Genomic DNA, 23,031 nt, shown 5'->3' on the forward strand with positions numbered 1-23,031 from the left:
GGTGCACCATCAGGCTTAGATGATAAAATAGTAAAAGAAATTGATGAACTATACGAAATTTAAAATATAGAGTATGTGATGGTGAAAAATTTACTCAAATTAGAATGAATCCATAGAAAGGATGATAGCAATGGAAATAGAATTAGATGAATTATATATGAAGATTGGAAAACATATTATATCTATGATTCCAGTACAATGGAGTCAAATATGTTATTTAGGAGAAATAGAAAAAGGGAAAATGAGTATATCATCTGTTTTCTATTTTAAAGAATTAAAAAATGGAAACATAGTTAAGTCACATAATATTCCAGAAGTTTATGGAGTATCTCAAACTATATATAATGAGTTGCTTTCAGAATTAAATATACTATTATTAGATTTGTATTCTTGTTTTGAAAAAAATAGTCAGCCTTTATGGGAGCAAATGAGTTTCTCTATTAATGCTGATGGAAAATTTAATGTAGAGTTCTATTATGATATTATGAATGAAAATGACGGAGGTCAAGTTCAAAGAGAAGTTATTTGGGCATACAAAACATTTGGTTTATTACCTAAAAATGGGAGTTGTACAAGAAAAACTTTAGATAAATATTTGCAAGAAAATAAATAATATTATTACGTATCTGTTTTGCTATATTAAAAGGGCAACTATTCTTAAAAGTGAGTTGAGTTTACTAAATAAGCAACAGCATCCATATTAAACTATTTAAGTCCGGAAAGAAATAAAAAGTTACCTATTCTGCGAGTTCCTTGGGCAGAGACAAAGCAAGATGTCCAATAAAAGCAGCCAATAGCGGCGTTAGGAGAACGTAGTGAGCTATTGGCTGTTTTTTATAGTCTATATATCCTCCATTTAAAGATGAACCAAAGGCAGTTCAAAAGCCAGAAGAGAAAAAAGAAGAAAAGAAAAAGTTTAGCTTGGGAAAACTAGCTAAAAATGTTCTTGCAGGTTTGGCAGTAGTTGCAGTGGTTGCAACAGTTACTGCAGCAGTAGTACTTACAGGTGGTACTGCAATACCAGCGGTGGCAGGAGCACTGGCATCTGTAGGTATTACTGCAGCAGCAGTAGCAAAAGCAACCTTTGTTGGTGGAATGACAGTGGGAGCAATGGGAGTTGCAGGCAAAGCAGTATCAGATATAACAAATGATGAAGTTAGTGATATGGATCTGATATCAAAATAATTGATTCTTTGGGAAACTCTGTTAAAGCAATAGTTCAGACATTGATTGATGAAGGGTATATAAGAATAATATCTTACTAGAAAGGATGTAAATTAAACTATGGATTTAGAATTAGCAAAGAAATTGTTATCAGAAGAACACTTAACTTTAGTTGATTATGACGATAAAATTTATTATGACGACAGAGAAGATTTATCTGTGCCGTTAGAAAATCATTATAGCATTAATATAATAAATAATGAATGGGCTTTTTGCTTTATACGGTTGGAACGAAGAAATGTACCAGATATAGGAATATTAAAGAAGTTTGAAAATAAAAGTGATGCCATAGATCATCTATTTTTACATGTTATAAGAAGGTACTTTTTTGATAAATATATTATTCAAAGCAGAAATTCAGGATGTCAGATAAGTAATTTAGAATCATTAAAAATAAAAATGTCAGAATTATTTATTTCTGAAGATTACGTATGTGAGAAGGAGCAATTGAAAGAACACTCCATTTGTTTTTATAAAACGACCAATGGTTGGTTTGAATCTTTTATTGGAGCAAAAAATGAGATAATAGCAACGAGTAAAAAAAGTTTTCCTGATGAAGCTCTTTTTTTTAGTAATACTCGATTAAATTCTATTTACAGTTTGTATTTGCTTGATATATACATCAAAGAATTATTGGAGATTTCAAACATTATATTATCATATAGTGATTATCAAATAGCGAATTACTTAGGATACAATATTTGATATATGTAAAATAAATGAGAATGCAGATAATTTAGAGATTAAATAAATTTTACAAATTTGTAGGAATACAGCCTATGATACTAAACTAAAGATACTTGAGGATATTGTTTCACAGATAAAAGACCATAATATTTCTGAAACAATAAATCTATATCCAGAGTTACCTTGTTGCCAAAGTTGTTCTAATTTAATACTTGAATTTAGAAGAAAACATCCTAACATAAGGTTAAACATTTATGTTAAAAGCATGAAATAAATAATTAATTATAGAAAGGAATTATAGGATGAATAATATAAATTATGAAGAGATTAAAGACTCAGTGGTTTTTAGCTTTGAAGAATATATGGAAGAAGACGGTTATAACTCTTCGCAAGCCGCTGCAAGAATATTAGAAGAAGATTGGAGAAGTTTGAATTATAGCTTATTTAGTAAAACTTGTTACCATACTTTGATAGCTATAGAAAGCTTTAAAACAGAAGAAATTGCTGATTTTATATTTGAAAAGCTAAATGAATATCTTGATATAAACGAGTTTAATGAAGACATTAATCAAAATGATGTTGAACAATTGAAAGAGGATATTATAATTTGTAAAAAACTTTTAAAAGAAAAAAATTATAGCGTTGTAGAAACAAGTTATGCTACAAAGAGTAGAATAGATTATATTTTGAGTTTAAAATCGGATTTTTAGAACTGTTATGGGTTTCAAATCTATAAGAGAAATAGGCATATAGAAACAATATAAAGTAACTCATACGCGATTTTATTTAACTGTAAAAATAGTAGATAGGAAATGATGAATAGTAGTATATAAATTTTAAATAAAAATCAATGTTTAATAAGCTGAAAATATTTTTAAACAATTGGAGTGAAAATATGGGGACTTATGTTTTAATCATAAAAATTAGTGAAGATAAGAACACGGCAATTTATGGATTCGGACCTGATGAAGAAAATCTAGGAAAAGTTGAATTTAATAAATTAACAGGTGAATATAAAAAAATAGATACAGACATATCTATTCCAGAGTTTTACTATCTAACAGCTGTATCTAAGATACTAAGACATAATAAGAATAATCCACATGACTTATACCCAAATAAAATAATTTATGCTTCATAAATATTAAAAACACAGCCATAAAACAGTTTTGAGATGGCTGTGTTTTGATTACTTTTTGAGATTTGTTCTGAAACTAATAATTTAGATGATGTAGCTAGTGGATTGCCAGAGATTAGGCAATTGTATGAACAAAATCCTAGAGTTATAAAGGAATTACGTGCATATATGAAAGAAATTAAAATTGCAGATGAACTAGGATTAAAAGATGTATCAGCACAATTATGGGAGAACTATAGGAAAGAACGAGAATATATACTTAATATATTCAAGGAGGGAAGAAAGTAATGAGCATTAATCAAATAATAAAGAAAATTCAGCAAGGAAATTATGTAAATGAAGAATTACAGGAATTTCTAGAAATAAATAATATTTTTGTACTTAGTAATACTATGAAAGAAATAGTTAAACTTCAATATAAAACAGAAAAAATAATAAGTAGATTAATTGAGGTAAGTGAGTACAGAAAAAGTTCATATGTTTTAATGGGTGTATATACAATTGGACATTTAGCTATTGCAACCCTCTTAAAATTAGGATTTAAGAAAGAAAAATTAAATTGTTATAATGATCTTGATGATTTTAATAAAGATATCGTTGAAAAATTAGTTAAAGGATATGAGTATGTGATATAAAATCTATAAAATAGGCAAAATGAACTAGCTGAAATATAAGTAGGTTAGTTTATTGTTTTTTATAGTGATAAAATAGTGGTATACATTGAAAATACTAAAGTCCACCACTAAGAAAAAGTAATACAGGCTCTGTTGCAAGGGGAGAAGTAACAGAATCAGCAGTTAAAGTCCGAATAGATTCAGCTGTTAAAACCCAATGAATAGACCCTAAAACAGGAGTATTAACAGGTACTTCTCCATTAGAATCAACTTATGCAATAAAGATTCCTAAAGGAACAACAATATATGAAGGCCAAGTTGGATATCAAGGTGGAGTATATTTAGGTGGAGAGGATATTATTCAGGCGTTTATACAAGAACCTTGGAAGTTAAATGTTGAAGTAATAAGTAAGGCACCGTTAAAGTAAGGAGAAAATAAAATGAGCAAAAGTGAAAGTATTTATGAATTAAAACAATTATTTGAAGAGTTGCTTTTGATTGTTGATAAGTATGGAGATAATACTATTAATAATGAAAAAAAAATAATAAATCGCATTATTGAAAATATTTATAGTATAGATATCAGTAATTTCGAAGAAGAATTTATAGAAATACAAAGAGATTATAAAAATTTATATCCAGCAAGAGGTGGATTGTCAGAGTTCTATATTTGGAAAGATGATTTTAATGGAAGACAAAAGCTAAATGAGCCTTTAAGCAAAATCAGAGAGCGTTTATGGGAGTTATTAAAATAAATTATGATTTATAAGGAGTATATTATAAATTTGAATGCATAACTTAAATAATGCAGTCAATAAGTTAAAAAGGCCCTAAAGCTCTAAAAAATAAAAGTATAAATTAGATTAACCAATAAAATTGGTTAAATGAATAATCTAATACATTTTAAAATATGAGATTTAAAGGCAATAAGAGAATTTTAGAGGGTTAATGTTTTAGTAATTGGAGCATTAATCTTTTTTTATTGCAATAAAATATCTTTAAAAGTTAAGATAAGAAGGAGTGTAAAACCACCGTAAGCTGAAACCAGAGGAAATCATAGGATTGATAATTACACTTTAGAAGGAGTAGCAAAACCTAAAAAAGACGTTGTTATTATATTTAAAGATGGAAAAATTCAATCAATGATGCTGAGTGATCCAAAATCATTTAATAAATTACAATAAGGAGATTAGTCATGGAAAGTTTTGAGATTGAAGAAATATATGGATATGGCTATGAAAGATGGGCTAGAGTTAAAATTGATAGTTCCAGAACAGTAGGATATGTGCATTTTATAGAGTACGATGAATATTTAGAAAATAATAGCGCTTCAATCAAGAGAAAAAAGGGGGACATTTTAAAAGGAAATATAAAAATAGATTTAGTAACAGAATATAAAGTAGTAGATGATGATAAAGCTGGATTTATTCAACTTATTAAGAACTCTTCAAACATCACTGCAATAGGACTAGTAAAAGAAATAGAGGACAGTGATGTTATAATATGTAGCATTAAAGATTTGGGTAATGATATTGTAGTTGAATTTGAAAATGATATTGAAATAGGCGTTAATACAAATATAGAAGTGAAAGGATCACTTGAACTAGAAATAGAATAAATTTATAATTTAGATGCAAAATTATAATTCAAATAATTGCATAATATTGCTATTAAGTGCTGCTATAGTAACTTCAGCAGTACAATGTATAATGTTAATAATGCAGTAAGAATAGAGTAAATGAACTAGCTGAAAAATAAGTAGGCTAGTTCATACTAGTATTTTAAAGTAATAAAGATATTCTACAGCAATCGGGGGATAAAATGAAACAAATAGATTTTGAGAAAATAACATTAATTAATGAGATTAATAAGTGTGATAATCAATATTTAAAATGTATAAAGGAAAGTAATTCTACAAGCTTATTAAATTTTAAGGTATTAATTTTTAAAACCGTATATTGTGAACATAAATTTGAGATAAGGATGTTCATACAGGAGAATGATAATGATACAAATATTGAAGTATTATTTGAAAATATTTGTAAAGATATAGAGATTGAGGATTATATTATGGATCTTATCATACTTGAAATAAGTAAATGTGCTAAAATGGTAGAAAATAAGCTAAAAACATATGATGATATAAAAAATAAACTACATAATTTTAATGGCAAAATTGATCTAGATAGTATGATTATTGAAAAAAATAAATTTAGTTTAATAGCCCAATTAGATAATTTTCAATATAAACTTAATCAGTTATACTTGACTTTAAAACCTAATAATATGGAGTATAATAATTATATAAATGAGTTGTTTGTATTCGGCCAAAATGGTAGAAAAACAGCAATAGTTTTAAAAGAATTGGGAATAGCAGATTTTAGAAAGACTAGAAGTGGATATTTAATTAGCTTCTTCGACGAAATATCAAGTTACTCAAATAGTTTTATTTATAATTTTTCAGAAGAGATTTCAAGTATTGGTATCCCATCAATGGCTATACCAATTGAAATTTTAGATAGTTCGTGGTAAGGAAAACTTAAAAGTTAATTAACTAACTATATAATGATGATGTAAAATACTAAATGTAATTAATAATAGCAATAAGCAAAGGAATAACATTAATGCTAAAGTGTAAGAATTATTGAATGAACTAGCTGAAAGATAAGTAAGCTAGTTCATTACTTTTTTAGTGATAAAATAGTAGGAGGGCTTGAAAGTACTCAACTATACCACCCAGAAATAGTAATACAGACTCTGAGCAAAGGGAGTAAGTAACCCTGAAAAGCAATTATTGAGTGATTCTAAAAATAAATTTAATTTTGGTTTAGAGGGGGCAGGGAAGCTTGATAATATGATGCCAGAGAAATTGAGTAAACTTACACCCGAACAGCTCAAACAAGCATTGCCAGACGGATGTGCGTATAGTGGCAGTACAGATGGTAGGTTTGTTCATACTAAAGATAGTAATGGAAATTACCGCATCAGGATTGAACCAGCTGATAAAGTAACTAAATATCCTCATATACACATATTAGATGGAGATGGAATTAACGACAATATTGTTCTTTCTAATGGTCCTAATGGACATATGCCTAGATAATAAAGGAGAGATAAAATGCATGTATTAGAAAAGAAAATGATAGAACTTGGTGTCATTGATACTACGATTGAATCTATTCATATCGATGATTGGTTTGAAAATGCAACTATCGCATTTAGCGGAAAAGATGATATAGGTGAAGTTACATGTGATTTCAAACAGTGCTTTGAGATTTCATTAAAGCATGATAGGACTTATAGTAAAGGGAAAAATGCAGATGGCAGTATGGATTACAAATACTTTATTCAGGACGTAGAAATTGTTGAAGATGGGGAATTTTATATTTTTAGAATATCAGCGTGGCCATTGGTTGGAGAAATTATATGTAAAAAAATTTGTGTAAGCACTGATCATTAGTATGATTGTCTGACTAAAATAAAATTATTAGAAATTTGAATAGTGGCACAGTAAATGTAGAAGCTTTAATGCATTTGCTGTGATCTAATTGCTATTTAAAATGGTGTTTAAAAACTTCATAATTTAGAACTTCTTGCTGATAAAGGTACGATTCTTCTAGAGTTAGCAAATCGGTAAATTACTGAATATAATTTTGCTCCAGCACCATACCTTTTCCTGGTAAGTTATCAATAAAAAGTTCCGCCTGTAAAATTATTTCATGATCCTGTACAGATTTCTTAGACTTTGTTTTATTGAGAGTAGCAAGTAACATATTGACCCGTTGTTGAATAAACATAGTCAGTAATTCTTGTTCTGTCATAACTTATCCCTTCTTTTGATAATATACGATACCGGAAACATTTGAATAAGTCGATACCAGAAACTACTAAAAGTCGGTGCTTTGATTTGGTCAAAGAGATCAAACGGATTCATGAGCAGCTTGTTATCTTACTTAACTAATTATGATTTTAACGGAGGCGTTCATGCTCCCTTCCTTTTGGACTTTTATGGCAAATGGGATTTCTGGTAACAAAGTATTGTCACGAAGGTTTATTAGTAGTGAACATACAGTTGAAGTTTTCGGTGAAAGTATTGTAGTTTATTTAGAAAATGGAGTATTCCATTCAGCATATGGTGATTTTAAATTGACTTGGTTGAATTTTGGATTTTAGGAGGGGTTAGATGTTCTTAATAAATTATGAAATCCTTGAGGACGAAAAGAATAGAATTTTTAAATTAAATAATATAATGGAATTTGAATCAGATGTGAATACTGTTATGGGACAAATTCAGCTGATATTCAATAACACGAAAGAGGGATTTGTCGATAAGGATATTCCATTTAGTGGTGAGTTTTTAATTACATGGTTTAAGAGATTAAATGATGCTTTAATACAATTAAAAGAAAGTTCATTTGTTGCGATAGAACTATCTGATAGCGATAGTATATGGCTTGAGTTTAAGTTAAATAATGAAGAAGTGTTAATTAGCGAGATTAAAGCAGAAAAGGAAATGCATATTGAGAAATTCATAGTAAATTTGCCTAAGAGAAGAAGTGAACTTTTTTGGTGCGAGAGTATTTCTAAAGATGAATTATTTAATACAATACTTGACACTACAAATAATTTCATGAAAGATATTTTGGCAATAAATCAATTGCTTGCTGAATCAAAAGAATTTAAGGAACTTGAAGATAAATATATTAAAGCGAAGAATTGTCTGAAGCAATGAAAGTAAATCGAGAAGAAAAAATGGATTTAACTAAAATAGATGATTTACCAGATCATATGGATAAAAATAGCATATATAATTGGTTTAATGATGTGCTAAATTATGCTGAGAATGATAAAAATTCCGAGAGAGTTGAAGAAATTACAGATGCATTATATGAATTATCTTTAAGACAATGGCATGTGTATGACCAGCTAGATAATCAAATGAAAAAAAGAGTAGAGATGTGGATAAAGAAAGTCTGGACATTTAGAACAATGGATTTTTTAGAAGGAATTACAGGAATAATAGGGATGTTAGGGCTAGGTAATGTATATAGATATATTAAAAGTTCTTTAGAAACAGAAGAGAATGATAATATAAGAGATATGATTTCATATATTGTTAAAGAATTAGATGGACATGAAGATAATCCCTATTGGAATCTAAATTAATTCCAATAGACAATTACTATGTTATAGTAATTTAACTGCAAAAAATATTAATACTTACTGCATTAAAGAGTATTTTATAAGAATTAATAAAATGAATATAAGATAAAGAAAATGCTAAATGTATAATATAAATAATGCAGTAAGAGAAGTACTAAATGAACTAGCTGAAAAACAAGTAGGCTAGTTCATTATTTTTTAGTGATAAAATAGTAGGAGAGCTTGAAAACACTCAACTATATCACCACGAAATAATAAGACAGACTCTGAGCAAAGGGAGTAAGTAGCACTGAAAAGCAATTATTGAGTGGTGCAGAAAATGTTGATTAGGTAACTAAAAATAAATTTAACTTTACTTCAAAGGGGCCAGCTGACCCTATAGCAAATGATATATTAAATCAATTAAAAGATGCACCAATACAAACTAAGTTAAATAAGGTAACTGGAAATATGGAGCCATACATGAAACAAATTGTTGGTGAAGATTATAAAGTGATTTTAAGAAGAGATATCGGAGAAGGTTTTTCTCAGGGAGATTTAAATCATTGGAATTTAGAGGTGTAAACTCCTAAAGGTAATATGAAATTTGATAGACATATATATGTTGATTCTCAAGGGAGCATCATAAATATTTCAGATTATATACCACAGAAAAAAGGAAAACCTATAAAAACTACTATTTTTTATAAAAATAAATAATGGAGGTTGTAAGTATGTCAGATGATTTAAAAGGAGAGAGATATCAAATAATATCATTAGATAAGGTAGATGAAGAATGCTATGAAATTGAAAATGATAATATTGGACAAATTGAAATTTTAAATATAACTAAGGATATAACTAAAAAGTATAAAGTTAGCTTAGAATTAAGTAAAGAGGCCATGATTGGATTTGCAGTATCAGCAATAAGATGTAAAGAGGGATTGCCAGAAGGTTATGATATTAGAGTAGAGCCACTAGGGCCAAGTTGTACAAATCAATCAATGGGATTTTTCTTAACACCTGATAGTTCAGAACTATATTTCTATGGAAAAGAGTATGGAACTTTAAAAGAAAATTCAATAAGTAAAGTATGTAAAAAAGAAGAGAAAAATAAATCTCAATTAGAAGTATTAATAGATTTAGAATGGGAAGATGAATATTATGAAATACACAATATTGGCTTCAATAATATTGCCAAAATTAAGGTGTACGAGAATGAAAAAGAAATTACATCTAGATGTGATGTCATATTTAAATTGAGTAAAAATGCTTTTTTAGGGTTAGGGACAAGCTTATTAAGAATGGCACATAACTATAAAGAAGGTAAGAGTTATGTATCTAGGGAGAATGATATAGGTTTTTATCTAACTAATGAAAGTGCAATATTGGAAATAAAGTGTATAACACTTGGGAGTGTTTTTGATTATAATCCAACAATAATTTGATGTATTTAGCTAAATATTCCATTGAGTGTAAATTGAAAGTACCTAAGCCTAAAAAATTAAGAGCAAATTCAAAAGATTTATTTTGAATAATAGATTTAGATGAAATTTTGTATCTAATAAAATGAGGTGATGTAATTGAAAGTAAAATGTATAAATAATGGTAAAAAGCCTGCATTAACGATTAATAAAAGTTATATAGTATACGCAGGAGAATTCACTTTAAATGGTGGAATTAAGGAATATACATTATTTAAGATTGAGGATGACTATGGAAGTGTAATTCCTTATAATTCGAAGTATTTTACTATTAGCTCTAATAACAATAATAATTATGTTAATGAAAATGTTGAAAAAAATAAGTATAACTTTAATTATAGATCTATTGCTTATTGGGAATTTTGGTCAATGTTATATGATGAGGTAGGAAACTCAATAGAAGATTTTAGAACTGCTAAACAAGAACTATATAGGAGTGAACTAAATCAAGAGGAAATAATAAATAGATTAAATAGTGGTAATGTAGATGAAAGAAATTTCATAGTAGAATTATTGAGAGAGGATAAGAACTGTGAATTTATAGATGAGATCAGTAGAATCTGCAAAGCACAGTTAGATCAATGGAAAAATAATAATGATTTGGATGTACTATTTAATTATTTAAGCGATTTTAAAAATGAAACAGTAAATCAATTTTTTATTGATTATTTATCAGAAAATGAAAAGGGAAATGAAATTTTAGATAATATAGTATATAAATATTTTCAAGACTAAATATAAAAAAGCTTTCGGTTAGTTTCAGAAGTGTTTTTGAAAATTATAAGAATCATTACATAAGGTATAGATAAGATATTTGGTATTAATTTATTATTGAAAGGGCACTTAGAATATAAAATTTATATTAGTTATAAAGTTTTAAAAGCAATATGATTGAAGCAGAAGAAAGTATAGAAAGATTAGTGGAGAATACTACATTAATAGGAGTAGAAAGATGCATAAAAAAGAAGATTTTAAAGATTTAACTATGTATGAAGAAATAGCTTATAGTATAACGTGCTTAGAAAAGTTGTGTTCGGAGTGGAATATAAGAAGTAAAAAAGTTGCTACATTTATAGAAATATTATGGGGATTTACAAAGGATTTTGATTGCTGGGAAGCTAATATTCATACTCTCAAACGTAATTCAAAAAACATTGAAAGGTATGAATTACATGATATTAATGATGAAAAAAAGAAGATCATAGCTAATATTATTGAGAGATTATTTAGAATTTGTTTAGGAAATTTATATACAGAGTATAGGTATACAGCGTATTAGAAGATATATTAAGTATTGAAGAATACTTAGAAAAAAACAAAATAGAATGCCCAAACTTAAATTTCTATATAGGAAGGGAAAAAATCTACCAAGATAATTTGAGTATGCTTAGATGTAATAAATATAATTTAATAAATAGTATTTCATTTAGAGAAAAATAACAATTTGGAGGATAAAATGGAAAATTTAAATTTTAATAATGTATCCATAAGAGGAAGATTTATATTTGCGTTGGAATGTTTATTGAAAGTAATTAATAAGTTTCATATTGTAACTGATTTTGATACATTTATTGTTGATTTGTTGGAGTTTACGAATTGTTCTAAAATGGAATTATGGGAAACAAAAATAATGTTATTATTACCAGAAGAATTAAATAATGATACTCTTTCTTATGATTTAGATTATGATGAAGATATAGGTGAAGAAGAACAACAACTTTTAACAGACGTATTTTTAGAAGTCTTGAATGTTGGGAGAGAAAACTTATATAAGAATTTTGAGAGCGATATAACATTACATCATGTGATGAACATAGTAAATTTACTAAATAAAAATAATATAGAATTGCCAAGTATTAATAAGATAAAATTTTCAACAGTTTCAGAGAATGATGGATGGGGAAATGTATTTTATTGCAAAATTGGATATGATAATGTTTATGAGGATGAAATGCACTATGTTATAGATATTGTAAAGTAGTTAATTAACTAATTAGGGGATTATTTAAATGGAGATAGTTTTAAGTGGTAATATATATGATGAAAGAATTAATATAAAATATGATGATATTATGATTTATAATGACTATGTAGACAACTTAGTAACATCTGAAGACGTAGATTCAGATATAGAATTAAAGTTGAATTATGGTGATAAATCAAATCAAAGCAATATAATAGTTAGACGTTCAGGGAAGAATATATTGTGTCTTCCTAATATAAAGTATTGCTTTAAAGATAAGTATATGTATATACCAATTATATTTTCACTAGATGAATTTAAAAAATTATGGGAAGCTATGGGCTATAGTTTTGAGAATGATATTGAAAAAATAAAGGAAGCAACAAATGAAGAATTGATGTTGGCTTGGTATATTACAAGTAATATCAGAGATAATGTAGATAGTATGCATTACTATGTAAATACAATAAAAAGAAAGTTTATATGTACAGATATAGAAGGTGAAGATATAAATAAACAAATATATCAGCTTTTTAATTGGAATGAAGTATTGCATAAAATGAATCTGATGGTTACGTGCAAAGAAAGTAATAGTATGACTAATGTGAAGATATATTTAGATGACAATGTTGAATGGGATGCAATTAAAATTGCTGATAAATCTAAGATTTATTTAAATTTATCTAATAAGATTTACATATCTATACTAAACTAGATTAAAAAAAGTATAGTACTAAAATATTAGAAAAATAGGAGGAGCTGTATGTATTTAGAACTAGTACATTATGATAATGTAGTTGTTTTGATTAAATATAATGGAGAACACCAATATTATGTCTCAGATAAAGAATTATGGATTCTAGATTTAAAAAAATTAGAAGAAGTATTTGAAATAATAGGATATGACATAAATCCGCTTGAAGATGAGAGAATAAGATTTGATATTTTAGCAAAGCGACAATATAGTGTGTATAAAGATAAAATAACAAAATATAAAGTAAGTTATGAGGAATTGAGCGATTATTATCAGTTATTTCAATTAACAAAGAAACCAGAAGATGATATTAGAGAAATTCTACCGGTATTTTATATTGACTTTGATAAAAAAATATTTTATTCATTCCATCCTGAGCTAGGCTTACATGAAGAGTATATCCCAGAAGGTTGGCAAGGATTTCTAATAGATGATTTTGAAAAAGTAATACCTAGTAATATGGTGTATTGGGGGAAATAATATATAAAAAAGAGTTTTCAAGGATAAAAGATGATTTAGATGAAGTATGAGTATGAAGCCATAATGGTTAAAGAATTTTAATAACGCAGTAAAAAGATGAAATGAATCAGCTGAAATTAAATAGGCTGGTTCATTATTTTTGTACATTGAAAAAACACTACAAAATACAAACATAAAAACACAAAGTCAGATACTTGTAGCAAAAGCAGGCACATAAAGTGGATCTTTAGTAGAAAATAAGTTTCATTTTTTAGGAGGTAATGTAATAAAATTTGACTGATAGTAAATTAAATCAAATATAGAAACTAAATATACAATAGCAAATACACGAATATAGATACGAGATATATTATCATATATGAATAGAGTAATATAATTTATAATAAGACGATCTATAGAAGATTTAATGGTGACAATAATAGAGGTTAGGGGTAAGAATTATGAATGAGATAATTAAAAATAAAATTTATAGCGAGGAACAGTGCATTGATATTCAAGAAAAGTTAAGTGAAAAGATAATAATAAATTCTAAAATTGAAATTGAATCCATATCAAAAGTTGCAGGAATAGACCTTGCATATTGGAAAAAAGGTGATTATGAACATGCAGTGTGCTGTATTGTTGTAATAGATTCGGTTACAAAAGAAGTAATTGAAAATGTACATTCAGTTGGGAAAATAGAATTTCCATATATTCCAGGTTGTTTGGCATTTAGAGAGCTTCCACTTGTATTAGAAACAGCTCAGAAATTACAGAGAAAGCCTGATTTATATATTTTTGATGGTAATGGATATTTACATCCAAGGCATATGGGAATAGCTACTCATGCAGGAATATATCTAAATAAACCTACAATTGGTGTAGCAAAAAGTTATTATAAAGTCGATAACACAGATTTTATAATGCCTGAAAATATAGAAGGTGCATATACAGATATAGTTATTCATGGTGAGATTTATGGACGTGTATTAAGAACGCATAAAGATGTAAAGCCTATTTTCTTATCCCTTGGTAATTATATAGATTTAGAAACTTCAACACAAATTATAAAGAGTTTAGTAACTAAAGAAAGTCATATTCCCATTCCAACAAGATTAGCAGATATAGAAACACATAAAATGAGAGACGTATATAAGGCTATGATATAATTTAGATGGTAAAATTATTTATATTTTGAGAATATGGGGTGACAATAAGTATGTCATATAAAGATGAGGGTAAGTATGATAAGGAATCATATGAAGGTTTGAGAGTTGATTGTGAAAAATGTTTTGGGTTTTGCTGCGTTGCATTGTATTTTTCAGCTTCTGAGGGGTTTCCAATAGATAAAGATGCAGGTAAACCTTGTATAAATTTGCAATCTGATTTTAAATGTGCTGTACATAAAGATCTTAGAGAAAAGGGACTTAAAGGATGCACTACTTATGAATGTTTTGGAGCAGGACAAAAAGTTGCTCAGGTTACATATGAGGGCCGTGATTGGAGAAATAATCCTAAAACTGCAAAGCAAATGTTTGATGTGTTTTTGGTTATGAGACAGCTTCATGAAATGCTATGGTATCTAACAGAAGCACTAAGGGTGCAGTGTGATAGCTGTATAAAAGAGGAAATTAGCTGCATGATAAGTGAAACTATGGGGATTACTAATTTAGATGCTGATTCTCTCATAGAACTAGATATAGTATCACACAGAAATAAAGTTAATGTTATACTTTCAAAGACTAGTGAACTTGTGAGAGTTAAAGCTTGTAAAGGACAAAAAACTACTTTAAAACGTAAGAATACAATTGTTGGAAGGTTAAATCTTATTGGATCAGACCTTAAGAAAGTTAATCTAAAAGGAGAAGATTTGAGAGGAGCATTTCTTATTGCAGCCGATCTTAGAGGAGTGGATTTAAGTGGTGCAGATCTTATTGGTGCTGATTTGAGAGATACTGATATAAGAGGGGCTGATCTCACAAATAGTATATTTATTACGCAGGCTCAGATTAATTCTGCCAAGGGAGATTCTAATACAAAGCTGCCAATATCATTAATTCGACCTTCATATTGGGATAAATAATTAACTTAGAAATCTTAGATTGTATAATTGATTATAATAATAGATTTATTTCAATAATAAAATATAGAGTTAATGTTTTTTATGTATTAAGACTAGCCTATATATTAGATTTAGTATTAACTTTAATATAAATGAAGGAAGGTGAAGTATTGACTGAACAATTATTTCAAGCAAATAATCTTATTTATGAGCATAACTTAACTTATGATAACGTAAAAATTGAAAAAGGCAAAATTAATTTTATTGTTGGAGAAAGTGGAAGTGGTAAAAGCACTTTTTTAAAGTTGTTAAATAATTCTATAAGTCCAGCATCTGGACAGCTGCTATATAACGGTAAACAAATAGAAGAATACGATCCTATTGCTTTAAGACGTGAGGTAAGCTTAGTTTCTCAAGAACCTTTTCTTTTTGATGAGAGCATTTTAGACAACTTTAAAACTTTTTATTCTTTAAGGCAAGTACCTATGCCTGAGAAAGAGTATATTAGTTACATCACTGAACTTTGTTATGTAAATGTTTCTTTAGATCAAAATGCATCTACCCTTTCTGGTGGAGAGCGCCAAAGGGTTTATATATCTATTTTCTTATCATTATGTCCTAAGGTTATATTATTAGATGAGCCAACTTCAGCTCTAGACGAAAAAAGCAGCCGTAAAGTGATGAAAAATATTATAAACTTCTGTAAAGAAAAAAATATTGATATGGTAGTTGTAAGCCACGATAAAGATATTGTTGAAGAGTTTTGTGAAAATAAAGTTGAAATTGTAAAGGAGAGTAATAGATGGAATCCATAGTTACACTGAGTATTTTCCAGTTTTCACTTATTTACTTATTACTAATTATTGTGTTACTAATAATGAAAAAATCAAAAGTTAATAAAACAAAACTTCTTTTAGTTGCAAGTTTAAGAATGTCAGTTCAACTTGTGATTGTGGGCTATATACTTCAATATATGTTTAGCAATCCTAGGCCTATATTTACTATAATTTTCTTGGTACTTATGATAACATTTTCTATTCATAGAGTAATTAAAAGCAGAAGGGACTTAAATCATAATTTTAAAATTGCAATAGGGGCTTCTCTAACATTTTCAGGGCTTTTTGTTCTATTTTTCTTTGTGGCTATAGTGGTTAATAAATCTATATTTAATCCTCAATATACTATACCACTAGCTGGTATGATAATTGGGAACGCTATGACTGGAATAAACATTGGAATAAAAGCCTTTATGGATTCCATAAACAAAGAAAAAAATAAAATTAATACTTTACTCAATTTAGGAGTAGAACCTAAAGATATTTTGAAGCCTTTTGCTAATAATGCTTTAGAAACTGCCTTAATCCCTACACTAAATTCCATGGTAGGAATGGGAATAATCTTTTTACCTGGAATGATGACAGGACAAATATTATCTGGTACAGTGCCTACCACAGCTATTATGTACCAAATAGCTATTATGATTGCAATCTGTACTTCTGTTTGTATAACTGTGTTTTTATCTTTAAATTTAGGTTATAAATCTTTGTATAATAACAGAAAACAATTCTTATAAAATGTGCAAAAAATTAAATCATTAAATTCTCTTAAGAAAAACTATAGTTTATAGAAAAAAGGTGAGTAAATGTTTAAAACAAAAGACATGGTGGAAGCAGCTATGTTATCTGCGTTGTTTGTGGTGTTAAGCGTGATAGCTATAGGGACTGGTATTGGATATTCACTGTATCTAGATGTAATGGTTCCTTTAATTATTAGTCTTATATATTTAAAATGTGGATTTAAATATACAGCATTATCAGCAATAACATCATTGACAATTATAATATTAGTAATAGGGGATATCGGAGCAGGCATTTGGATGAGTCAAAGCATGATACTTGGACTTATGTGCAGTGTATTTATAGAGAAAGATAGTGAAATTATTGATGATATTGTCTATTGTAGTATTTTTGCTTGTATATTAATGATATTTATAGATATATATTTCTCTAAGCTTATAGGGTATAGCTTTATAAAAGAATTTGAAGGATATGCTAATTCATGGAGCTTTAAATATATAAAACCACAGGTTATTTTATATGTTTTAGTAGCATGTGTTCCTGCTGGTACTGTAGTTGCTACATACTTAGGAACTTTAGTAATAGGAAAAAAATTGAAGCTTCTAAATGAATATGGAAATGAAAAATTTAAATTAATTAAGAATTATAGAAAAGTTGGTTATTATATGTGCGGCTCTAGGAATATTATCATCATGGGAATCACATATTTAGCACTTTTAGAAGTTTTAAATTTATTAAACTATAATATAGAAATAGTATATATAAGGGTTATTGCTATATCGATCAAATATATATTATTATATATTGTCTTAAAAGATGCAAATTCTTTTATAGGAAAGTTTTTATATATGAAAACTAGGTCTAAATTACTTTTCAGCTTAGTAAACCTAAGTACAGTAATATTTTTAGTGATTGAGTTTAAAATAACTTCATGGCTAATGATATTAGGAAATATAATTATAAATTTATCTTTAGATATGAGAAATAAGCAGTTAATCTTTTTAAAGAAATGCATATAACAATAAAACCGCCCAGTAATTTTTATTAATTATCAGGCGGTTATTTTTTATATTAACTATGTTATTTATATTCTTTTGCAAGCTTTTCGAAAGCTGGCATAGAATTAATAATTTGTTCAGTGCTGACACAGTAAGAAATTCTTACATAACCTGGACATCCAAAGTCATCAGAAGGAACTAACAATAATTCATGTTTTTTTGCATTTTCACAGAAGACATTAGCATCTGGCTCCATTGATTTAACAAATAGATAAAATGCTCCATCTGGTTTTATGCATTGGTAACCTAATTCTGTTAAGCCATTATAAAGTAAATCTCTATTTTTCTTATAAACAGTGATATCAGAAGTTTGACCAATACATTTTGCAATAACTCGTTGGAATAAACTTGGAGCACATACATATCCAAGTGCTCTTCCTGCACCACATACTGCAGCATATACATCTGCTGCATCTTCCATCTCATTAGATACAACAATATATCCTATTCTTTCTCCTGGTAATGAAAGAGATTTACTAAAGGAATAACAAACTAAGGTATTGTCATAGTATTTTGTTAGGTATGGAACTTCAACATCATCATATACTAATTCACGATAAGGTTCATCTGAAATTAAATATATAGGATGACCATATTCTTCTGATTTTTCCTTAAGTGTTTTGCAAAGTGCAAGGATATTTTCTTTAGATATAACTACTCCTGAAGGATTGTTAGGAGAGTTAAAAACAACTGCTTTAGTCTTCGGTGTTATTGCTTCAGTGAATTTTGCTATATCAATTTGAAAATCATCTTCATTGGATGGAACTGCAACAAGCTTTCCACCAGCACTTTCAATGAAAGTACGATATTCAGGGAAAAATGGAGTGAAAACAATAAATTCATCTCCAGGAACAGCCAATGCTTTTAAAGATATAGTAAGAGATGCTGCTGCTCCAACAGTCATATATATATTATCAGCACATAATGTTGTATCATATTTGCTATTAATAAAATCTGAAATTGTTTTTCTAACATTAACATCCCCTTGAGCTGATGTGTAACCATGTAAAACCATAGAATTTTCTTTTTCTAGTAAGTCTATAATAGTTTCTTTTACACAATCTGGTGCTGGAATGCTAGGATTTCCTAAACTAAAATCATATACATTTTCCGCTCCTATTTCCTTTGATCTAATTTTTCCATATTCGAAAATATCACGTATAATAGAGCGTCTTTTTCCAAGTTTGACCATATCATTTGAAATCATTTTAAATTACCCCCAAATAAAATATAAATTAAAATTATTACCCTTTATGTTTGTTTTACAAGAGATCAATTAATCAATTTTATTGTCTCATCGGCTATGCATAAAATATATTTTTATTTTTTCTGTATAGCATAATTTATTCTTTAGTTTAATGTATTAATTTGATAAGATAGAATTTTCTGATATTAAATTAAAAATCTATCTTTGCTCACTAATAGTATAACATAGAGGATAGAATTTCGCTAAGGGAGTTTTTTGATTTTTCATAATTGAGTGACTTTAATAATTACATTATAATATTACAAAAGTAATTACCATATGGGAAAGTTTCATTAAAGTAGGAGAGCCTACGTAAAAGCAAAGCTTCCTACTTTAATTTATAATAGATTTTAAGTTTAGTTATTTTAAATCAACTTTGAATTCTGCTAATTGAGTTAAATCTTGAGTACTCTTATCAACAATTTTAATTATAATATACTCTATGTCTTCAGTAGAACTTTCAAATACCTTATGTTGTAAAGTACCAATTTCACTAGGGAAACCCTGACCAAGAACGGGAGAGAGTTTATTGCCTGCGCTATCATGAGCTAGCATGTAGGCACTTGGTCCCATGCTATGAGGAATATCTACTTCAATTTCAGTAGTTCCAGGAGTTATACTAACCTTCTTTAAGATTACTCCATTGTTCTCTATATTTGGTTCAAATATGTTATTTCTGCTTGTATCATTTTTAACATCCAAATTAAAGCTCCAATTTCCTTTTATCTTTGCATTGGTTACTGTGCCTTTTAAATAGGCATTGTATGAACCAATAATTTTTGAAATATTAATATCCACATTAAGTTTGTCAGTAATATCTCCATCATAATACATTAAACTTAAATAATGCATTCCCACAAAGGTGTTATTTTCCAATCTTTTTAAAATAAGAGTATCCATCATATCTATTTTTTTACCATTAATTTTTATGCTTGGTCTATCTAATGTAAGAGTTTCAGAGTCACTAAATTTGTTATTTTTAACTTCTGCAATATAGGTAGTAAAAATACTGTTTCCATCGCAATAGATGTCTTGAATAGTTATATCAATATCCTTATTGCTTGAATTAACATTTACAGTCTCAGCATAATCCCCTTGATTACCCTTGGCAAAATTCTCTTTATAATTTAAGCTGGAATCAGAACGAAACAAGTTGAATACATTTTCGATAAAAGGTATCTTATCAGCTAAGGCTGTATTACCTAATCCAAATCCAAGTCCAATTATTAGCAAAGCACATGCAGCGGTGCAAGACACATATTTTATAATAGTTTTTTTCTTCATGTCATTATCCTTACCTTTCACATCAATATTTCGTATAATATCGTAAGCGGTGTTAATTTTTTCATTAACTATGTCAGGAATAATTACGTCTTTTTCTAGCTTTTTTCTTATTTCCTTATCTACCTGACCTTTGTTCATAGGTAAGACCTCCTTCATCATACTTTAAATAAGCATTCTTAAAATATTCTCGTCCACGAGATAATCTAGTTTTCACTGTATTTTCATTTAAATCTAACATATTGCTAATTTCTCTTATATTAAATTCATGGATATAATAGAGGGTCATCAATAGGTCATAGTTTTTACCTAAGTGATTAAAGCTTTCTCTTAAATTAATATTTTCAGTAAAATCATCACAGTAGCTACCTTCCTTAACTTCAGCTACACATAAGATATTTTTGTTTTTCCTCATTATGTCATTACATTTATTAATAAGAATTTTTATAAGCCAGGTTTTAAAATACTTGCTCTTTTCTAATTTATTAATATTGGTGTAGCAAGCAAGTATTGTTTCCTGCATAGCATCAGCCACATCCTCATCATTTTTAAGAATAGCCTTTGCCGTCTTATACATAGCCTGTTTATTTATTTCCATCAGTTTAATAAAGGCTTCTTGATCTCCCTTTCTCGCCTTATGTATTAATAAGTCCAATGTTGTTCACCTCCACATCAAGGTATTTTATTTATGCCTTTTACAATCATTAGACGATGACTTCTATAAAAATAGTTTCACTTATAAAAAATATTTTAACTTATAACAAGTATAAAATAGATTCAAGCTATTCATATTGATAAATTTATGTTGTTTTATCTTATATAAACAATATGCTAATATAATCGAAGTCAATTTACTTATACAACGGAAAATGATACAATTGGTGTAAAATTATTACTTATAAACTATAATTTACAATATGGTATGAAAAAAATATGGATTAAAGAATATTAAAGGGGAGAGAGAACTATGAATTTTAAGCTATTAAAACAAAAAGATTTCCTTTTATTAATGTTAGGAAAGCTTGTATCACTTATAGGAAGTGAGATGCAGGGATTCGCACTGTCATTGTATGTATTAAAAATAACAGGTTCAGCAACTAAATTTGCATCCGTTTTATCTATAACATTAATTCCGAAACTTATTTTAGGACCAATAGCAGGGGTTATTATAGATTGGATAGATAGAAAAAAAGTAATAGTTTATTTAGATATGCTTAGCGGAATAATAATTGGAATATATGCAGTACTGTACATAGTTAATGGAGAATTATCTTTAGGAAGTATATATGTACTTGCAGTTTTACTTTCATTTATATCATTACTATTTCAACCTGCTATTAATACTGTATTGCCAAGCATTGTGGAAAAAGAAGAATTGGCAGGAGCTAACGGAATAAATTCTCTTGTAATGAGTATAGGAAATTTAATTGCTCCAGCGGTAGCAGGTTTTATATTTGGAATTTATGGGATGTCTGTAGTCTTAATTGTAAATTCTATAAGTTTTATATTATCTTCTATAAGTGAAATGTTTATAAACATACCTAAAGTAAATAATAAACCTGAAAAAATTAATATAAATACCTTTGTATATGATTTTTCTCAAGGTATTAAATTTATAAAAGATAAAAAAATTATAGCAAATATAATTGTTTTAGCATGTATAGTTAATTTTGCTGTTCCACCTATAAGCTCCATAGGATTAGCATTTATTTCGAAGCAGATATTAAAAATAACTGATTATCAATATGGAATGTTACAATGTTTTTTTGTGGCATCAATGATGGTTGCTACATTTGTAATAAATAAAGTAACAAAGAAAATTACCATAGGCAAAATAATCTTTTTAGATATTTTTATTACATCCATATTAATTGCAGTCATGGCCATAATACCATCAACATTTTATTTGAATCTATTTAGCAGTAATTTGATACCATATATAAGCTTAATAATAATTATCTTCATGATAGGGTTAATAATATCTATTGGAAATATAGCATTAGGAACTATGTTTCAGCAGGAAGTCCCTTTAGAGATTATGGGGAGAGTCGGAACTGTGATGTCATCTATATCTATGGCTGCTATGCCTTTAGGTCAGATGTTATTTGGGTTTTTGTTTGATGAAATAGAAGCATGGATGTGTATAGCAATAGCTTCATCTATATTTTTGATAGTAAGTTTAATTTTTAAAAAATCTTTATGTGCAGATGATGAAAATGATAAATTAATAGTAGACAATAATAAAGTGCCAATAGGATCACCTGGGCTAGAGATGGCTATAAATGAAGATATGGAAAAATAAATGGATTCAAAATACCGTATTGTTCAATAATGAATTTTAT

32 protein-coding genes are annotated in these 23,031 nt (G+C 27.9%); 28 read left to right on the plus strand and 4 right to left on the minus strand.

Annotated features, from left to right (window positions below; genetic code table 11):
• The first annotated feature begins 130 nt into the window (after positions 1 to 130).
• The 13 genes from B2W91_RS19745 (at position 131) to B2W91_RS19805 (ending at position 7,123) form a co-directional block, all read left to right on the plus strand.
• The gene (locus B2W91_RS19745) at positions 131 to 613 is read left to right on the plus strand and encodes an immunity protein YezG family protein (RefSeq protein ID WP_291584055.1); all 483 of its coding nucleotides are present in this window, start codon (positions 131 to 133) and stop codon (positions 611 to 613) included.
• 308 nt (positions 614 to 921) lie between these two features.
• Positions 922 to 1,185 carry a hypothetical protein gene (locus B2W91_RS19750; protein WP_291584057.1) on the plus strand — a complete coding sequence of 88 codons (264 nt, stop codon included), beginning with the start codon at positions 922 to 924 and terminating at the stop codon, positions 1,183 to 1,185.
• 99 nt (positions 1,186 to 1,284) lie between these two features.
• A complete protein-coding gene (locus B2W91_RS19755) occupies positions 1,285 to 1,929 on the plus strand; it encodes a hypothetical protein (RefSeq protein ID WP_291584059.1) in 645 nt (214 codons plus the stop codon).
• A 55-nt stretch (positions 1,930 to 1,984) separates the two neighbouring features.
• Positions 1,985 to 2,185, plus strand: a complete 201-nt coding sequence (locus B2W91_RS19760; protein WP_291584133.1) for a deaminase domain-containing protein — start codon at positions 1,985 to 1,987, stop codon at positions 2,183 to 2,185.
• Between the two features lie 28 nt (positions 2,186 to 2,213).
• The gene (locus B2W91_RS19765) at positions 2,214 to 2,621 is read left to right on the plus strand and encodes a hypothetical protein (protein WP_291584061.1); all 408 of its coding nucleotides are present in this window, start codon (positions 2,214 to 2,216) and stop codon (positions 2,619 to 2,621) included.
• A 185-nt stretch (positions 2,622 to 2,806) separates the two neighbouring features.
• Entirely contained in the window at positions 2,807 to 3,052 is a 246-nt protein-coding gene (locus B2W91_RS19770; protein ID WP_291584063.1) for a hypothetical protein, read from the plus strand.
• A gap of 120 nt (positions 3,053 to 3,172) precedes the next feature.
• Positions 3,173 to 3,337, plus strand: coding sequence for a hypothetical protein (locus tag B2W91_RS19775; protein ID WP_291584065.1), 165 nt, complete (start codon positions 3,173 to 3,175; stop codon positions 3,335 to 3,337).
• Positions 3,337 to 3,684: a hypothetical protein gene (locus B2W91_RS19780; RefSeq protein WP_291584067.1), complete on the plus strand. Its 348-nt coding sequence runs from the start codon at positions 3,337 to 3,339 to the stop codon at positions 3,682 to 3,684. Before B2W91_RS19775 ends, B2W91_RS19780 begins: the two co-directional genes overlap by 1 nt.
• A gap of 419 nt (positions 3,685 to 4,103) precedes the next feature.
• Positions 4,104 to 4,418 carry a hypothetical protein gene (locus B2W91_RS19785; RefSeq protein ID WP_291584070.1) on the plus strand — a complete coding sequence of 105 codons (315 nt, stop codon included), beginning with the start codon at positions 4,104 to 4,106 and terminating at the stop codon, positions 4,416 to 4,418.
• Between the two features lie 440 nt (positions 4,419 to 4,858).
• Positions 4,859 to 5,281, plus strand: a complete 423-nt coding sequence (locus tag B2W91_RS19790) for a hypothetical protein (RefSeq protein ID WP_291584072.1) — start codon at positions 4,859 to 4,861, stop codon at positions 5,279 to 5,281.
• Positions 5,282 to 5,484: 203 nt separating this feature from the next.
• Positions 5,485 to 6,195, plus strand: a complete 711-nt coding sequence (locus B2W91_RS19795) for a hypothetical protein (RefSeq protein WP_291584073.1) — start codon at positions 5,485 to 5,487, stop codon at positions 6,193 to 6,195.
• 322 nt (positions 6,196 to 6,517) lie between these two features.
• Positions 6,518 to 6,766 carry a hypothetical protein gene (locus B2W91_RS19800; RefSeq protein WP_291584075.1) on the plus strand — a complete coding sequence of 83 codons (249 nt, stop codon included), beginning with the start codon at positions 6,518 to 6,520 and terminating at the stop codon, positions 6,764 to 6,766.
• Positions 6,767 to 6,781: 15 nt separating this feature from the next.
• Positions 6,782 to 7,123 (plus strand): hypothetical protein, encoded by a 342-nt coding sequence (locus B2W91_RS19805; RefSeq protein WP_291584077.1) that lies wholly within the window; start codon positions 6,782 to 6,784, stop codon positions 7,121 to 7,123.
• Positions 7,124 to 7,301: 178 nt separating this feature from the next.
• On the opposite strand, the gene B2W91_RS19810 is transcribed toward B2W91_RS19805, so the two are convergent.
• On the minus strand, positions 7,302 to 7,484 hold the full coding sequence (locus tag B2W91_RS19810) for a hypothetical protein (RefSeq protein WP_291584079.1): 183 nt from the start codon (positions 7,482 to 7,484) through the stop codon (positions 7,302 to 7,304).
• A 163-nt stretch (positions 7,485 to 7,647) separates the two neighbouring features.
• Here B2W91_RS19810 and B2W91_RS19815 point away from each other — a divergent pair, with 163 nt between their 5' ends.
• From B2W91_RS19815 to B2W91_RS19880, 14 genes are all read left to right on the plus strand, one after another.
• Complete coding sequence (locus B2W91_RS19815; protein WP_291584081.1) at positions 7,648 to 7,836, plus strand: hypothetical protein; 189 nt, start codon at positions 7,648 to 7,650, stop codon at positions 7,834 to 7,836.
• 10 nt (positions 7,837 to 7,846) lie between these two features.
• Positions 7,847 to 8,395 carry a hypothetical protein gene (locus tag B2W91_RS19820; RefSeq protein ID WP_291584083.1) on the plus strand — a complete coding sequence of 183 codons (549 nt, stop codon included), beginning with the start codon at positions 7,847 to 7,849 and terminating at the stop codon, positions 8,393 to 8,395.
• 20 nt (positions 8,396 to 8,415) lie between these two features.
• Entirely contained in the window at positions 8,416 to 8,829 is a 414-nt protein-coding gene (locus B2W91_RS19825; RefSeq protein ID WP_291584086.1) for a hypothetical protein, read from the plus strand.
• A gap of 710 nt (positions 8,830 to 9,539) precedes the next feature.
• Entirely contained in the window at positions 9,540 to 10,253 is a 714-nt protein-coding gene (locus B2W91_RS19830; RefSeq protein WP_291584088.1) for a hypothetical protein, read from the plus strand.
• A 135-nt stretch (positions 10,254 to 10,388) separates the two neighbouring features.
• Positions 10,389 to 11,024 carry a hypothetical protein gene (locus B2W91_RS19835; RefSeq protein ID WP_291584089.1) on the plus strand — a complete coding sequence of 212 codons (636 nt, stop codon included), beginning with the start codon at positions 10,389 to 10,391 and terminating at the stop codon, positions 11,022 to 11,024.
• Positions 11,025 to 11,241: 217 nt separating this feature from the next.
• Complete coding sequence (locus B2W91_RS19840; RefSeq protein WP_291584091.1) at positions 11,242 to 11,568, plus strand: hypothetical protein; 327 nt, start codon at positions 11,242 to 11,244, stop codon at positions 11,566 to 11,568.
• A gap of 177 nt (positions 11,569 to 11,745) precedes the next feature.
• Entirely contained in the window at positions 11,746 to 12,270 is a 525-nt protein-coding gene (locus B2W91_RS19845; RefSeq protein ID WP_291584093.1) for a hypothetical protein, read from the plus strand.
• 28 nt (positions 12,271 to 12,298) lie between these two features.
• Complete coding sequence (locus tag B2W91_RS19850; protein ID WP_291584095.1) at positions 12,299 to 12,967, plus strand: hypothetical protein; 669 nt, start codon at positions 12,299 to 12,301, stop codon at positions 12,965 to 12,967.
• A gap of 48 nt (positions 12,968 to 13,015) precedes the next feature.
• Positions 13,016 to 13,486: a hypothetical protein gene (locus tag B2W91_RS19855; protein WP_291584097.1), complete on the plus strand. Its 471-nt coding sequence runs from the start codon at positions 13,016 to 13,018 to the stop codon at positions 13,484 to 13,486.
• Positions 13,487 to 13,926: 440 nt separating this feature from the next.
• Complete coding sequence (locus B2W91_RS19860) at positions 13,927 to 14,634, plus strand: endonuclease V (RefSeq protein WP_291584099.1); 708 nt, start codon at positions 13,927 to 13,929, stop codon at positions 14,632 to 14,634.
• 50 nt (positions 14,635 to 14,684) lie between these two features.
• Entirely contained in the window at positions 14,685 to 15,548 is an 864-nt protein-coding gene (locus B2W91_RS19865) for a pentapeptide repeat-containing protein (protein WP_291584101.1), read from the plus strand.
• A 149-nt stretch (positions 15,549 to 15,697) separates the two neighbouring features.
• The gene (locus B2W91_RS19870) at positions 15,698 to 16,342 is read left to right on the plus strand and encodes an ABC transporter ATP-binding protein (RefSeq protein WP_291584103.1); all 645 of its coding nucleotides are present in this window, start codon (positions 15,698 to 15,700) and stop codon (positions 16,340 to 16,342) included.
• Positions 16,330 to 17,100: an ABC transporter permease gene (locus tag B2W91_RS19875; RefSeq protein WP_291584105.1), complete on the plus strand. Its 771-nt coding sequence runs from the start codon at positions 16,330 to 16,332 to the stop codon at positions 17,098 to 17,100. Before B2W91_RS19870 ends, B2W91_RS19875 begins: the two co-directional genes overlap by 13 nt.
• A gap of 69 nt (positions 17,101 to 17,169) precedes the next feature.
• A complete protein-coding gene (locus tag B2W91_RS19880) occupies positions 17,170 to 18,123 on the plus strand; it encodes a DUF2232 domain-containing protein (RefSeq protein ID WP_291584107.1) in 954 nt (317 codons plus the stop codon).
• Positions 18,124 to 18,184: 61 nt separating this feature from the next.
• Here B2W91_RS19880 and B2W91_RS19885 read toward each other — a convergent pair whose 3' ends face one another.
• The 3 genes from B2W91_RS19885 to B2W91_RS19895 all read right to left on the minus strand — a co-directional run bounded on the left by B2W91_RS19885 (position 18,185) and on the right by B2W91_RS19895 (position 21,344).
• On the minus strand, positions 18,185 to 19,369 hold the full coding sequence (locus B2W91_RS19885) for a pyridoxal phosphate-dependent aminotransferase (RefSeq protein ID WP_291584109.1): 1,185 nt from the start codon (positions 19,367 to 19,369) through the stop codon (positions 18,185 to 18,187).
• Positions 19,370 to 19,768: 399 nt separating this feature from the next.
• Positions 19,769 to 20,830: a DUF4179 domain-containing protein gene (locus B2W91_RS19890; RefSeq protein WP_291584110.1), complete on the minus strand. Its 1,062-nt coding sequence runs from the start codon at positions 20,828 to 20,830 to the stop codon at positions 19,769 to 19,771.
• Positions 20,808 to 21,344: a sigma-70 family RNA polymerase sigma factor gene (locus B2W91_RS19895; RefSeq protein ID WP_291584111.1), complete on the minus strand. Its 537-nt coding sequence runs from the start codon at positions 21,342 to 21,344 to the stop codon at positions 20,808 to 20,810. The genes B2W91_RS19890 and B2W91_RS19895 overlap by 23 nt, the downstream gene beginning before the upstream one ends.
• Before the next feature lie 312 nt (positions 21,345 to 21,656).
• Here B2W91_RS19895 and B2W91_RS19900 point away from each other — a divergent pair, with 312 nt between their 5' ends.
• Positions 21,657 to 22,991 carry an MFS transporter gene (locus B2W91_RS19900; protein WP_291584114.1) on the plus strand — a complete coding sequence of 445 codons (1,335 nt, stop codon included), beginning with the start codon at positions 21,657 to 21,659 and terminating at the stop codon, positions 22,989 to 22,991.
• Positions 22,992 to 23,031: the final 40 nt, after the last annotated feature.

This window comes from Clostridium sp. UBA6640 (assembly GCF_002455975.1).
GTDB lineage: Bacteria > Bacillota > Clostridia > Clostridiales > Clostridiaceae > Clostridium_J.

What these genes read in the sequence shown, in the direction of transcription:
- B2W91_RS19825 (WP_291584086.1), top strand. Translation starts at nt 8,416, where the DNA reads ATGGATTTAACTAAAATAGATGATTTACCAGATCATATGGATAAAAAT.
- B2W91_RS19885 (WP_291584109.1), bottom strand. Translation starts at nt 19,369, where the DNA reads ATGATTTCAAATGATATGGTCAAACTTGGAAAAAGACGCTCTATTATA.
- B2W91_RS19780 (WP_291584067.1), top strand. Translation starts at nt 3,337, where the DNA reads ATGAGCATTAATCAAATAATAAAGAAAATTCAGCAAGGAAATTATGTA.
- B2W91_RS19875 (WP_291584105.1), top strand. Translation starts at nt 16,330, where the DNA reads ATGGAATCCATAGTTACACTGAGTATTTTCCAGTTTTCACTTATTTAC.
- B2W91_RS19855 (WP_291584097.1), top strand. Translation starts at nt 13,016, where the DNA reads ATGTATTTAGAACTAGTACATTATGATAATGTAGTTGTTTTGATTAAA.
- B2W91_RS19845 (WP_291584093.1), top strand. Translation starts at nt 11,746, where the DNA reads ATGGAAAATTTAAATTTTAATAATGTATCCATAAGAGGAAGATTTATA.
- B2W91_RS19865 (WP_291584101.1), top strand. Translation starts at nt 14,685, where the DNA reads ATGTCATATAAAGATGAGGGTAAGTATGATAAGGAATCATATGAAGGT.
- B2W91_RS19815 (WP_291584081.1), top strand. Translation starts at nt 7,648, where the DNA reads ATGCTCCCTTCCTTTTGGACTTTTATGGCAAATGGGATTTCTGGTAAC.
- B2W91_RS19805 (WP_291584077.1), top strand. Translation starts at nt 6,782, where the DNA reads ATGCATGTATTAGAAAAGAAAATGATAGAACTTGGTGTCATTGATACT.
- B2W91_RS19890 (WP_291584110.1), bottom strand. Translation starts at nt 20,830, where the DNA reads ATGAACAAAGGTCAGGTAGATAAGGAAATAAGAAAAAAGCTAGAAAAA.
- B2W91_RS19860 (WP_291584099.1), top strand. Translation starts at nt 13,927, where the DNA reads ATGAATGAGATAATTAAAAATAAAATTTATAGCGAGGAACAGTGCATT.
- B2W91_RS19900 (WP_291584114.1), top strand. Translation starts at nt 21,657, where the DNA reads ATGAATTTTAAGCTATTAAAACAAAAAGATTTCCTTTTATTAATGTTA.
- B2W91_RS19790 (WP_291584072.1), top strand. Translation starts at nt 4,859, where the DNA reads ATGGAAAGTTTTGAGATTGAAGAAATATATGGATATGGCTATGAAAGA.
- B2W91_RS19800 (WP_291584075.1), top strand. Translation starts at nt 6,518, where the DNA reads ATGATGCCAGAGAAATTGAGTAAACTTACACCCGAACAGCTCAAACAA.
- B2W91_RS19840 (WP_291584091.1), top strand. Translation starts at nt 11,242, where the DNA reads ATGCATAAAAAAGAAGATTTTAAAGATTTAACTATGTATGAAGAAATA.
- B2W91_RS19765 (WP_291584061.1), top strand. Translation starts at nt 2,214, where the DNA reads ATGAATAATATAAATTATGAAGAGATTAAAGACTCAGTGGTTTTTAGC.
- B2W91_RS19795 (WP_291584073.1), top strand. Translation starts at nt 5,485, where the DNA reads ATGAAACAAATAGATTTTGAGAAAATAACATTAATTAATGAGATTAAT.
- B2W91_RS19830 (WP_291584088.1), top strand. Translation starts at nt 9,540, where the DNA reads ATGTCAGATGATTTAAAAGGAGAGAGATATCAAATAATATCATTAGAT.
- B2W91_RS19850 (WP_291584095.1), top strand. Translation starts at nt 12,299, where the DNA reads ATGGAGATAGTTTTAAGTGGTAATATATATGATGAAAGAATTAATATA.
- B2W91_RS19770 (WP_291584063.1), top strand. Translation starts at nt 2,807, where the DNA reads ATGGGGACTTATGTTTTAATCATAAAAATTAGTGAAGATAAGAACACG.
- B2W91_RS19755 (WP_291584059.1), top strand. Translation starts at nt 1,285, where the DNA reads ATGGATTTAGAATTAGCAAAGAAATTGTTATCAGAAGAACACTTAACT.
- B2W91_RS19745 (WP_291584055.1), top strand. Translation starts at nt 131, where the DNA reads ATGGAAATAGAATTAGATGAATTATATATGAAGATTGGAAAACATATT.
- B2W91_RS19785 (WP_291584070.1), top strand. Translation starts at nt 4,104, where the DNA reads ATGAGCAAAAGTGAAAGTATTTATGAATTAAAACAATTATTTGAAGAG.
- B2W91_RS19810 (WP_291584079.1), bottom strand. Translation starts at nt 7,484, where the DNA reads ATGACAGAACAAGAATTACTGACTATGTTTATTCAACAACGGGTCAAT.
- B2W91_RS19820 (WP_291584083.1), top strand. Translation starts at nt 7,847, where the DNA reads ATGTTCTTAATAAATTATGAAATCCTTGAGGACGAAAAGAATAGAATT.
- B2W91_RS19880 (WP_291584107.1), top strand. Translation starts at nt 17,170, where the DNA reads ATGTTTAAAACAAAAGACATGGTGGAAGCAGCTATGTTATCTGCGTTG.